The 12,611-nt window shown below is 39.4% G+C and carries 9 protein-coding genes, 1 tRNA gene and 1 rRNA gene; 7 read left to right on the top strand and 4 right to left on the bottom strand.

Annotated features, from left to right (window positions below; genetic code table 11):
- Nucleotides 1–53: 53 nt before the first annotated feature.
- Entirely contained in the window at nucleotides 54–386 is a 333-nt protein-coding gene (locus ZA05_RS16555) for a DUF2853 family protein (RefSeq protein ID WP_082333821.1), read from the top strand.
- Nucleotides 387–442: 56 nt separating this feature from the next.
- Here the strand turns inward: ZA05_RS16555 and polA are convergent, their stop codons facing one another.
- Together polA and ZA05_RS16565 are read right to left on the bottom strand one after the other, a co-directional pair.
- On the bottom strand, nucleotides 443–3,283 hold the full coding sequence (polA, locus tag ZA05_RS16560; protein ID WP_053992806.1) for a DNA polymerase I: 2,841 nt from the start codon (nucleotides 3,281–3,283) through the stop codon (nucleotides 443–445).
- Between the two features lie 125 nt (nucleotides 3,284–3,408).
- On the bottom strand, nucleotides 3,409–3,690 hold the full coding sequence (locus ZA05_RS16565; RefSeq protein WP_053992807.1) for a hypothetical protein: 282 nt from the start codon (nucleotides 3,688–3,690) through the stop codon (nucleotides 3,409–3,411).
- A gap of 174 nt (nucleotides 3,691–3,864) precedes the next feature.
- Here ZA05_RS16565 and ZA05_RS16570 point away from each other — a divergent pair, with 174 nt between their 5' ends.
- The 3 genes from ZA05_RS16570 (at nucleotide 3,865) to ZA05_RS16580 (ending at nucleotide 7,078) form a co-directional block, all read left to right on the top strand.
- On the top strand, nucleotides 3,865–5,277 hold the full coding sequence (locus ZA05_RS16570) for an aldehyde dehydrogenase family protein (protein ID WP_053992808.1): 1,413 nt from the start codon (nucleotides 3,865–3,867) through the stop codon (nucleotides 5,275–5,277).
- Nucleotides 5,278–5,383: 106 nt separating this feature from the next.
- Nucleotides 5,384–6,610, top strand: a complete 1,227-nt coding sequence (locus ZA05_RS16575) for a metallophosphoesterase (RefSeq protein WP_053992809.1) — start codon at nucleotides 5,384–5,386, stop codon at nucleotides 6,608–6,610.
- Nucleotides 6,611–6,781: 171 nt separating this feature from the next.
- Entirely contained in the window at nucleotides 6,782–7,078 is a 297-nt protein-coding gene (locus tag ZA05_RS16580) for a co-chaperone YbbN (RefSeq protein ID WP_053976990.1), read from the top strand.
- Between the two features lie 5 nt (nucleotides 7,079–7,083).
- On the opposite strand, the gene ZA05_RS16585 is transcribed toward ZA05_RS16580, so the two are convergent.
- Together ZA05_RS16585 and ZA05_RS16590 are read right to left on the bottom strand one after the other, a co-directional pair.
- On the bottom strand, nucleotides 7,084–7,740 hold the full coding sequence (locus ZA05_RS16585; protein ID WP_053992810.1) for a polysaccharide deacetylase family protein: 657 nt from the start codon (nucleotides 7,738–7,740) through the stop codon (nucleotides 7,084–7,086).
- Nucleotides 7,741–7,790: 50 nt separating this feature from the next.
- A complete protein-coding gene (locus ZA05_RS16590) occupies nucleotides 7,791–11,114 on the bottom strand; it encodes a DUF2723 domain-containing protein (protein ID WP_053992816.1) in 3,324 nt (1,107 codons plus the stop codon).
- A 152-nt stretch (nucleotides 11,115–11,266) separates the two neighbouring features.
- Here ZA05_RS16590 and ZA05_RS16595 point away from each other — a divergent pair.
- From ZA05_RS16595 to ZA05_RS16605, 3 genes are all read left to right on the top strand, one after another.
- A tRNA-Gln gene (locus ZA05_RS16595) sits at nucleotides 11,267–11,339 on the top strand.
- A gap of 162 nt (nucleotides 11,340–11,501) precedes the next feature.
- Nucleotides 11,502–11,888, top strand: a complete 387-nt coding sequence (locus tag ZA05_RS16600; RefSeq protein ID WP_053992811.1) for a hypothetical protein — start codon at nucleotides 11,502–11,504, stop codon at nucleotides 11,886–11,888.
- 613 nt (nucleotides 11,889–12,501) lie between these two features.
- Nucleotides 12,502–12,611 (top strand): 16S ribosomal RNA (locus ZA05_RS16605); the annotation flags it as partial.

Raw genomic sequence — 12,611 nt, forward strand, 5'->3', positions numbered from 1 at the left:
AATTTAATGCATCTATTTGAAAATCAATTATTAATCTATAAAATTTTAAGAATATGAATGACGTAGAAGCAAAATTGTCAGAGCTAAAAGAAATTGCTGTCAGCCAATTGAACAAATGTGGTGTGAGTGAAATTGACCATGCCCAATTGGACGGTTATGTTAATAGTTTAAAAACCATGGTAGACAACCATGATGCCTCCTTGGTAGCGGCTCAAGACCCTTCGGAGTTGGAAACGGTGCGTAGGAATTTTGTTGAGAAGAAGTTGGGAATCACTGATAAGGACAAGGCCATGGCTGCTATTACTAAGGTGGCCGAAACAATGTCAGAATTTAAAAATAAAAACCGGCCGGCATTTTATTATCTAGTTGCAAAGGAATTAGGATAAAATGTCCGACGAGCAAAAAGAAAAAAAGCTATCGAAATTCGATAGCTTTTTATGTTTTAATGGGCTTCCAACCAGTTGTCTCCCGTATCTAATTCTACATCTAAAGGAACTGCCAATGTATAGGCGTTTTCCATTTCGGTTTTTACCAAGGTTTTGATGGCATCCAATTCTGGTTTGTAGACATCAAATACCAATTCATCATGTACCTGAAGTAGCATTTTGGTTTTATAGTTGCCTTCATTCAACTTTTTGTAAATATTGATCATGGCAATTTTAATGATGTCTGCAGCACTCCCTTGTATTGGAGCGTTCACGGCATTACGTTCGGCAGCGCCTCGTACCACGGCATTTCTGGAATTGATATCCTTTAGGTAACGGCGTCGTCCCAGAACGGTTTGTACATAACCATGGTCTCTGGCAAAATCAACTTGTTCGCTTATGTAGCTTTTTAATTTTGGATAGGTAGCATAATAGGTGTCAATAAGTTCCTTGGCTTCACTTCTGGAAAGATCGGTTTGGTTACTCAGGCCAAAGGCCGATACGCCATAAATAATTCCAAAGTTGACGGTTTTGGCGTTGCTACGTTGTTCTCTGGTTACTTCTTCCAAAGGCACATTAAAGACTTTTGAAGCTGTTGAAGCGTGAATATCTTCACCATGCTTAAAGGCATTGATCATGGTTTCTTCTTCACTAAGAGCTGCAATGATGCGTAATTCAATTTGTGAATAATCGGCAGCTAAAAGAGTGTAGTCTTCATTGCGAGGAATAAAGGCCTTGCGAACCTGTCTACCGCGCTCGGTACGGATTGGAATGTTCTGCAAGTTTGGGTTGTTACTACTTAATCGTCCTGTAGCAGCCACGGTTTGCATATAATCTGTATGCACTCTTCCTGTTGATGGTTCTACCTGCTGAGGTAGGGCATCTACATAAGTGCTTTTTAATTTGCTTAGGCCACGGAATTCCAAAATATGTTGGATGATTTCATGGTCTTTGGCTAGGTAGGACAGAATATCTTCGGAAGTGGCATATTGCCCAGTCTTGGTCTTTTTGGGTTTGTCTACCAATTTTAGTTTATCAAAAAGAATATCTCCCAATTGTTTTGGGGAGGCAATGTTGAATTCTTCTCCAGCCTCCGCATATATTTTTTGTTCAAGATCCGCGATGTCCTTATTAAGGGCTTCGGCAAGTTCTTTTAGGAAATCTTGGTCCAAATTAATGCCCTCCAATTCCATGGCAGCCAATACTCTTAATAATGGTACTTCAATATCATCAAAAAGTGTCTGCGTATTGGCGGCACCCAATTCTTTTTGAAAATGTTCCTTGAGCTGTAAGGTGATGTCTGCGTCTTCTACGGCATATTCGGTTTGTTTATCCAAGGCTACCTGCCGCATAGATAATTGGTTTTTTCCCTTTTTGCCGATAAGACTTTCAATTGAAATTGGCGTATAGTTAAGGTAGGTTTCTGCCAACACATCCATGTTGTGGCGCATATCTGGATTGATGAGGTAATGTGCCAACATGGTGTCGAACAGTTTGCCTTTTACCTGTATGTTGTATTTGGCCAAAACCTTAATGTCGTATTTAAGGTTCTGTCCAATTTTTTCAATAGTGTCACTTTCAAAAAATTCCCTGAACTGTTCAATCAAGACTTGGGCCTCCTCACGGTCTTCGGGAAATGGTAAGTAGAAACCTTTGCCTGTTTCCCATGAAAATGCAATCCCCACCAATTCTGCCCTCAAAGGAATGATGCTGGTAGTTTCGGTATCAAAACACACCGAAGTTTGCTGCATCAAGGTTTTGATCAATAATTTTACGGCCAAAGGGGAATTGGCACTTTGGTAGAAATGTGAAGTGGAAATGGAGGTGTTTCTGGTAAATTCACTAGTAGGAGTTTCCGAATTGGAATCGTCTCCAAATAGTGAAAATTGGCCTGCTCCAGCCGTAGTTTGTTTTGCTGTAGCTTTGGCAGGAGTACTTCCTTCTGAATTGTTTCCGGTAGTGGGGGCTTCTTCTTGCGGAGCAAACGTCTTTACGAAATTGTCAATAAGCCTTCTAAACTCCAATTCCTGAAAAATGGTTTTCACACCCTCAATATCGGGTTCAGACATTTCAAAATCGGTTTCACAAAACTCTACCGGCACATCGAGCATAATAGTGGCCAGTTTTTTTGACATAAGTCCCAGCTCTTTGTTGGCTTCAATTTTTTCCTTCATTTTACCTTTAAGCTCTTGGGTGCTCTCCAAGAGCTTTTCCATGCTGCCAAACTGCTTTAAAAACTTCTTGGCCGTTTTTTCCCCTACTCCAGGAAGTCCCGGGATGTTGTCCGCAGAATCTCCCATCATTCCCAAAAAGTCAATGACCTGAAGCGGGTCCTCCACTTCAAATTTGTCCTTTACCTCAGGGATGCCCCAAGTTTCATAACCACCACCAAATACAGGACGGTACATAAAAATGTTTTCTGAGACCAATTGGGCAAAATCCTTGTCTGGGGTTACCATAAACGTTTGGTACCCTTGTTTTTCGGCCTGCTTGGAAAGGGTCCCGATAATATCGTCGGCCTCATAACCTTCCATTTCCATGATTGGAATGTGCATGGATTTAAGGATTTCGTGTATGTAAGGAACGGCAATCCTAATGGCTTCAGGTGTTTCATCCCGATTGGCCTTATAGGCTTCGAACATTTCAACACGGTCAGTACTTCCGCCTTTATCGAAACAAACGGCCAAGTGGTCTGGACGTTCCCGTTTGATAACATCCAACAGGGAATTCATAAAACCCATTATGGCTGAAGTATCCACTCCCTTGGAATTGATTCTAGGGTTTTTGATAAACGCATAGTACCCTCTAAAAATCAGGGCGTAGGCATCGACTAAAAAAAGACGTTTTGGTGCTGACATGTATTTGTATTTGAAAGAACTTCAAAACTACGAAAAGTTAGTGCCTAATAGAAATGTGTGTTGGGTTTATTGCATAAAAAAACCGAAGCGTAAACTTCGGATCTTCCTTTTTGGCCGGTAATGCATTAGCAAAGCTTGATGGTCTTTGCCTTGATTTGGAGGCTTTTCTTATAAGCTTTTACGCTAATGATATCATTACTTTTTTTATAGTTAAGATCCAAAACCTGTGCTTTGATTGCTGATTTTAGTTCGGTACCCTCTTGAAGGTCTTTAGGGGATTCGGTTTTTTCTGCCGAAGTTTCCTTAATTATTTTAGTATCTTGTTTTAAGTTTTCAGAAGTATTGTTTTGACCTATTAAAATGATTGGAAGAAATCCTAATACTATAAATGCGATAACTTTTTTCATGATCTAAAAGTAGGTTTTGTTTGTATTGAGAGTCAAAGAAACATAACTCCTACGTTTACAATAAATTAATTAGATGAAAAACCCCTATCAATGGATAATCTGACAAACGGCACCAAAAATATCGATGAAATGCACTCTAAATACTTCTGTATTCTAAAAAAGTAATACAATTATATGTTACAAAACACTGCCAATAAGTTTGATAGCTTGTTTGAGAAGCAACAGCAGAATCAATTTCACCTTGGAAATACCAATTACAAAACCAGAATTCAAAAACTGAAAAAGCTACAGAAGGCTGTAGAATACACTTATAGGGAAGCAATCCAAAAGGCTTTGTATAGTGATTTTAAAAAGCCTTTTGCAGAAACCGACCTAACGGAAATCTATCCTGTGGTAAGCGAAATCAAGTTTGCCTGTAAACATTTAAAACAATGGTTGAAGCCGCAAAAGGTGGAAACGCCCTTGGCATTAATGGGAACCTCGTCTTGGTACCAGCATGAGCCCAAAGGTGTTTGCTTGATTATGGCACCATGGAACTTTCCGTTGAACTTAACCTTTGGCCCCTTGGTGTCGGCCATTGCTGCTGGAAATACGGTGATTTTAAAACCTTCTGAAATGACGCCTCATATTGCGCAGGTGATGGCAGAGATTATTGAGGATTTATTTCCTGAAGAAGAAGTTGCTTTGGTGCAGGGTGAAGTGGAGGTGTCTCAGGAATTGTTAAAACAGCCATTTAACCATATCTTTTTTACGGGGTCTCCGGGAGTTGGAAAGTTAGTGATGAAGGCGGCTTCGGCGCATTTAACGTCTGTAACTTTGGAATTGGGAGGAAAATCGCCCACAATTATTGATGATACAGCTAATTTAAAATTGGCAGCAAAACGTATTGCTTGGGGAAAGTTCATAAACAACGGACAGATTTGTTTGTCGCCTGATTATGTACTGGTAAAGGAATCTGTTAAGGATGCTTTTGTTGAGGCTTTACAACTGCAATTGAAAGCATTTTATTCTGAGGACCCTAAGGATTCTCCCGCATACTGCAGAGTTGTGAACAGAAAACATTTTGATAGATTGGTGGCTCATTTGGAAAATGCCAAAAAACTTCAGGCTAGTTTTGATATTGGTGGAGAATCAAAAATAGAGGACTGCTATATCGCTCCAACGGTAGTTTCCAATTTGCCGGATGAGGCCAGTTTGTTGCAAGAAGAGATTTTTGGTCCTATTCTTCCCATTAAAACCTATAATACGGTAGAGGATATTTTGGATTATGTCAATGCGAAGTCCAAACCTTTGGCGCTGTACATCTACAGTAGGAACAAACGTTTTATCAATCAAATATTAAAAAATACACGAGCAGGAAGTACGGCCATTAATGCCAATGTGCTGCAATATTCCAACCATTATTTGCCGTTTGGGGGGAGTAACACCAGTGGTATTGGAAAAAGCCATGGGTATTTTGGATTTCAGGAGTTTTCTAATCAACGGGCCGTGCTAAAACAGCATATCGGAGGCGCAATTGAACTGTTGTTTCCTCCATATACTTCTTTGAAACAGAAATTGATTGACATGACTATTAAATGGTTTTAAGGAAATAGTTCATTATGAAAGATTTAAAATCTTAAGGTATAGTTAAATATGCTTTGGAGGGTGGCAATACCATTAAAATGAAGTTATCTTTGGACAAATTTGAATTATGGTTCGTTGGATTATTTTCGGAATTGTTTATACCCTGCTCACCGCTTATGGGCTGCAGGCCATTAAAACAATTTTTAAATATAATTGGGTGCAATATGTCTTTATTGCGATTGCCCTGCTGGTCTTGGGAAATTTTATCTTCCAATTTGTTTCTGGCTCAGAAGGCCGTGTATTGACGCAGTCCAAGAGTTATGCCTTTGGATTTTTGTTGGTGTTCATGTCCTTTAATATTGTGGTAGTTCCCATTCTTTTGGGAGAAGATATTCTCAGGGTGATTTGTGGAGTGTACGATAAATATGCCTCAGGAAAGGAGTCGATGTATATTCCGTCGAGGCGAAAATTTGTGAGCCAATTGGCGCTTGGTTTGGCAACCATTCCGTTTTCATCTTTGTTGTATGGCATGTACAAAGGAAAATACGATTATAGAGTATTGAAATATACTTTGCATTTTGAAGATTTGCCCGAGGCCTTTGATGGTTACAAAATTACCCAGATTAGTGATGTTCATAGTGGTAGTTTTGATGATAGAAACAAGGTGGCCTATGGTATAGACCTGATCAAAAAGCAGGCCAGCGATATGATTTTGTTTACAGGGGATATGGTCAACAACAAGGCCGAAGAGATGCATGATTGGAAGGACTTGTTTGGACAACTCAAAGCTAAGGATGGTGTGTATTCGGTTTTGGGGAATCATGATTATGGGGATTATGTAGAATGGAATTCCGAAGCAGATAAACATGCCAATTTGGAAGAATTGAAGCAAATCCAAAAGGATATGGGCTTTGATTTGTTGTTAAACGAAAGTCGTTTTATAGAACGAGACGGACAACGATTGGCACTTGTTGGTGTGGAAAATTGGGGGAGAGGGCCTTTTAAAAAGGCAGGAGACCTTAAAAAAGCAGTGGAAACCGTTGAAGAAAATGACTTTAAAATCTTGATGAGCCATGACCCATCCCACTGGGAGGATGTGGTGGTGCATGACGATTACCATTACCATTTAACCTTAAGTGGTCATACGCACGGTATGCAATTTGGAATTGAGATTCCCGGTTGGGTAAAGTGGAGTCCTGCCAAATGGCGTTATAAATATTGGGCGGGTATCTATGAGCAAATGGAGCAATACATCAATGTCAACCGAGGATTTGGATATTTAGGTTTTCCTGGGCGCACAGGTATTTGGCCAGAGGTAACTGTTATTGAGTTGAAGAAAGGGCAGGTGTCTTAGTTTGCATTGAAAAGATTGATGTCGAGCTTCCGGATTGTACAGGGAATGATTAAAAGAAATTCATTTTAGTGAAAGAAAGGAGTAGAAACCTTACAATTTTGATGTGATTTTGTTTAAATTGGGAAAATATATGTAGGTTTGTATAACTGATTTGGCCTAAAACGTTTATGTATGTCAAAATTTGGGGAATTAATAGATGTTGATATCCCGGTTCTATTGGATTTTTTCACGGAATGGAGTGAACCATCTATCGCCATGCATCCTGTACTTAGGGATGTGGCAGCAGCTCTTGGAGATAAAGCCAAGGTCATCAAAATCGATGTAGACAAAAATAAGGAGCTAGCCGATGCCCTTAGAGTAAAAGGACTCCCTACATTGATTATCTACAAAAACGGTGAGATGAAATGGAGACATAGTGGCGAGCAGGATGCCAATACGCTTATCGGTATTATTCAAGAATTTATTTAAGAAGTTTACAGGGTTTTAAAGGAAAATCCTATTTGCTTGAAGTGCTCTAAGGCTTTGGGCAGTGCATAACTCATATTTCTGTTAGCCTTCACACTATCGTGAAACACCACAATACTGCCATCCTTTGCTTTAGAGGTTACATATTCCAAACATTGTTCTTTGGAAATGTCTTTGTCCCAATCATAAGAAATTACGTCCCACATGACTATTCTATAATTACGGTCCAGCAAAACTTCAGTTTGGGAAGGCTTTATTTTGCCATAAGGAGGTCTAAATAGTTTTGGAACAGTATGGTGGGCTACGTCAATTATGGAACTTTCACTATCTATGATCTGTTGAGCTTTTAGGGTGTTTTTTAGATAGTCTTCAGTTTCGGTTTTCCAGCCTTTAAGATGGTTGAAGGTATGATTGCCAATACGATGTTCTTCCTGTAGCACCTTATGGAATATCTCTGGGTACTTTTTGATGTTGTCCCCAATACAGAAGAAGGTTGCTTTGGCTTCAAATTGTTTGAGAATGTCCAAAGTCCATTCGGTAATCTCTGGAGTAGGGCCATCGTCAAAGGTAAGGTAGAGGTTTTTCTCGCCGGAAGGCATGTCCCAAACATAGTTTGGGAACATTTTCTTCATAACCTCCGGTGTTTTTGCAGGGGCAACTTTCATACGAATCAAATTTTAAAAGTAATCCCAAGGCGCCTTATTGCATCCTTTTGTTATTCTTCCAGTTTCAAAATACTATCGATGGTATCTGCAGGAATCGGAATGTCTTCATCCTCGATCATGGATTCTACAGCTGGCTCTTCATCTGTAAAATGGCCAAAGAGTTTCAAATAATTATTGAACTTTTGGGTTTCTTCCATGGCAAAATCCTTATCGTTGTAAATTACCAATATGTCTACCAAACTTCTGTAGCGTTCAATATCGGTCACGATTTCATCGAGATAGCGTGTTTGGTTTTCTATACTTAAGCCGCTATAGTAGGTTAATTTCTCTTGGTATTTTTTAGAAACTTCCTTGTAAAGCTTTCGGCCTTTTTCAGTTTTGTCCATTTCATAATAAGCACTGATGTAAGGCTCTAAAAGGGTGTAATATCCGTAAATGTCTACCGGCATTTTTTCCATGGCCAAATCGGCAACTTTTTCGGCACGTTCGTAGTCTTCCTCGTTAATCAACTGCTCTATAAGTCTTGCAAGGTTGCCACGGTAAGTGATTCCATTTTTACGGGTTTCCACGTCGTGGTAAATATCGGTACCGCTGTTACCCCAATCCCAAGACATTACTTTGTCGTACATCAAATCGCTATCCACACGACCCATGTCAAATGGATTGGCTCTGTCGATAGGTGTTTTTATAGGGACCAATTTATAACACAAACCATCCAATTGAAGATAATCCTTCATCCAGATATAATCTTCATCTCCAAAAGCACCGCCTGTGAAATAGATAGGGCGTTCCCAATTGTTGTTGGCAATAATATCCAACATCATCAATCGGTTTTTATAGATGGCTCCGGAAGTAATGCGGACATCTATGTAAGGTACAATCTTATCGGCATCCTTTTCTTTAACGATGCCATTTCTTAAAACCGCTTCCTTGTCTACAGGAATTCTGATATTTTCCGTAGGGAAATAGTTTGAGTTCAATAAGTTTTCTGGGTAGTAACTTGGATCTTCACCATCTTGCTGCAGCCTATACTTAAATTTAGCTTTAGGACTGTCGCTAGTGATGAAGTTTAAAAAGTCCTTTATAGATACGGTGTCCTCAGAGATTCTTCTTTTAATAATGACATCTCTTGTACCATATTTATACTTATCATGTGTAAGCTGAGAAGGTATTGGATCACTCTCATAGGCCTTGCGTTTCATTTGGTCGATATACCAATCAGTTTGGAATAAACTGGTGTTAACCACTCTTACATCGGTGCGAATGCCTTCAATTTCCTGGGCATACCAAAGCGGGAAACTATCATTATCTCCAATAGTGAACAAAATAGCATTAGGCGCACAAGATTCTAAATATTGCGCGGCCATGGCCTGTGCAGTACGTTTGTTGGATCTGTCGTGGTCATCCCAGTTGTTGGCAGCCAAGATTGCTGGCACTAATACCAGACAAGCCGTAGTAATAGCAGGTGCCAAGAACTTTGATTTGCTAAAGTTTTTCAAGACATCATAAATTGCATACACGCCAAAGCCTATCCAAAGGGCAAAGACGTAGAAAGACCCTACTACCGAATAATCGCGCTCTCTAGGTTCAAAAGGCCTTACATTGGTGTAGAACTGAATGGCCAAACCTGTGAACAGGAAAAATACCAGCATGGTCCAAAAAGTTTTCTTGTCCTTATTCAATAAGAACATAAAGCCAATGAGTCCTAATATAAATGGTAGGAAGTAATAGGTGTTACGTCCTTTATTGTTCAATACATCACTAGGAAGGTTGTCCTGGGACATACCTAAATGTATTTCGTCAATTAACTTGATACCACTGATCCAATTTCCGTGGAGGTCATCAAATTTCCCTTGAATATCATCTTGCTTTCCAACAAAGTTCCACATAAAATATCTCCAATACATGTACCCAAGTTGGTATTCCAACATATAGCTGATGTTTTTGCCTAAAGACGGTTTTTCAATGTCCAAGAATTGTTGCCCGTACTGCTTTAAGAAATTATGGTAACCTTCGTAATCGATACGTCCTTCGGCCACACGCCTTCTGAAATCGTTCACCAAAGCACGCACTTCATTTTCCATTTGGTATTCCGGTTTGATTTTGAAGTCCAATAGACCCGTAAAACGCATGTAGTTTTCGGCATGCTCGGTACTCCACATTCTAGGTAAAATGGCTGCTTGCGTTGAGTTGTAGTTCTGTTTAGCGTTCTTATAATTGTTTACAACAACGTATTTTCCCTTTTCATAGTCCTTTTCATATTTAGGTTTGTCGTCCACAAAAGGTTGGTTTTCGTCATAACCTGTATACTGGTCTGTAAACAATGGTCCATAGAAAAGGTGAGTTTCCGGATATTGCTCAAGGTTATAGTATGCCAAAAGTTCTCTGGCGCTGGAAGGGTTATTCTCATTAATAATGGTATTGGCATTGGCTCTAATAGGAAGCATCAACCAAGAAGAAAACCCTATAATTATAAAGGTAAGGCATAAAATACCAGTGTTTAAATGCTTGTAGCCTTTGTCACGGGTATATTTCAGTCCAAAATAAATCAAGGCAATCAACACAATACCTGCAATAATGGATCCTGAATTAAATGGCAATCCAACAGTATTTATAAAAAACAGTTCCGATGCACTAAAGGCTCTCATGATATTTGGAGCCAATAATTTAAAGATGAACAATAGAATGGCAATGGCAACGGCATTGGCAATGATAAAGTTCTTAACTGTTACGGTTTTGTAGTTCTTAAAGAAGTAGATCAAGCCTATGGCAGGAATGGTCAATAACCCCATGAAGTGAACACCAAAGGAAAGTCCAATGATAAAGGCAATTAAGATAAGCCAACGGTTCCCTCTAGGCGTGTGCATATCTTGTTCCCAGCGTAACCCTAGCCAAAACATAACGGACATGATAAGTGTGGCCATGGCGTAAACTTCAGTTTCAACGGCGTTAAACCAAAACGAATCCGTAAAGGTAAAAGCCAGACTTCCTACCAAACCGCTACCCAAAATGGCCATTGCAGCTTGTAGAGTCATGCCTTCTTCATCTTCTTTTACCAGTTTTTTTAATAATAAGGTAATGGTCCAAAACATGAATAAAATGGTAAATGCACTGGAAACAGCACTCATCATATTCAGCATCATTCCTATCTGAGAAGGTTCCAAGGCAAACAAGGAGAAGAACGCTCCTAGCATTTGGAACAGTGGTGCTCCAGGCGGGTGTCCAACCTGTAGTTTTGAAGACGTTAAAATGTATTCTCCCGCATCCCAGAAACTTACAGTGGGTTCAATGGTTAAAGCGTAAGTAATAAGAGCTATAGTAAAAGTGATCCATCCCAGGATGGTATTCCATTTCTTGAAGTTGAAATGTGTCATAAGATGTTGTCTATTGTTGCGGACGAATTTAGTAATAAATATGATAAACGCTATGCCTTTTAGGTAAACCTTAAGTTGATTGAAATTTTTTTTCAAAAAACTTTTGCGCATGTCAAAGATTGTATTAAATTTGCACTCGCAAAACAAAGCGATGGCCTATGGTGTAACTGGCAACACGTCTGGTTTTGGTCCAGAAGAGTCTAGGTTCGAGCCCTAGTAGGCCAACAAAAGCCTCCCGATTTCGGGAGGCTTTTTTGTTTTACTGTGTTTTATGATTTGTTTTCTGAGCTCATTGCATTGAAATATGTATTCAAATGAAAGTAATGCCGTTGCTCACTTGTGTCTATTTTCTATTTTAAGCATATTTGAAGCTTTTAATTTCTACTAATGAAAAAGACGTTTCTATTTTTATACTCATTTTTGGTGTTGTTTTGTTCCTGTTCAAATGATGACTTGGATAATGTAGTTGGCAGCTGGAAAGCCGTCGAGAGATATTACGATGGTCACTTGGTGGCTCTGGGCTGTGTTGAGCATAAATATTTAAAGATTGAAGAAGGAGGTGTTTATAGTTGGAAATTTAAAGATGCTGCTGCAACGCCGGAAAGTTGTTATTCGGATCCGGACTATAAGTCATTGTGGAAGAAAAATGGTAATGGCTATGAATTTTATACTAATCCGGGCAATTATTTATTAGGTATAGGGACTGTTGTGAATGGAGAATTGATTGTTGATTATCCTTCCATTGATATCAAAATAGTTTTCACTCATTATTAAAAGATGTTTCTTCATTCGGAATAATGGTGGGTGAATAGAAGTTTTTCCTGTTTCGGTGTATCGTTTATATATAAGGTGAGGGGTATTTTGGATTTGTGTTCTTTGTATACATTATATATAGTATGTATTCAAAAGGGGCTTTAAGGAAACGTCAACACGCCACTTCATATAATCCATAAAATAATTCCACATCCAAACACTTCAATTCCAGTTCGCTAACTTCCTTGCTTCAAAATATTCCGTAAAAACCCCAAAAAAGAGTTGCACATATCCAAAAAGGCGGTATATTTGCAGCCGCAAAAACAGCGAGCGCTGCGAAGGCGAAGGGAGTTCATTGAGAGAGTCGGTTAGGGAAGTTTTAAGAGCGGTCAGCGCCACGAAAAAAAAACTTTTCAAAAAAATAACCGAACCGCTTGTGAGGATCGAAAAAGGGTTCTATATTTGCACCCGCTTAAGCGATAAGCTTAAGGAAAACAAAGAAGACAAGTTCATTAACATATTGAATTGACAGCGTAAGACCGGATCTTTTTTAAGGATTTGGTCGAACAAAGAACAAGCCATTTTGAGAACCAGAAAATTCCGTTTCGGGAGTCTAGATAATATTTAAGATTTAACGATGAAGAGTTTGATCCTGGCTCAGGATGAACGCTAGCGGCAGGCCTAACACATGCAAGTCGAACGGCAGCGGGGAAAAGCTTGCTTTTCCGCCGGCGAGTGGCGCAC

This window comes from Mangrovimonas sp. TPBH4, assembly GCF_001280505.1.
GTDB lineage: Bacteria > Bacteroidota > Bacteroidia > Flavobacteriales > Flavobacteriaceae > Mangrovimonas_A.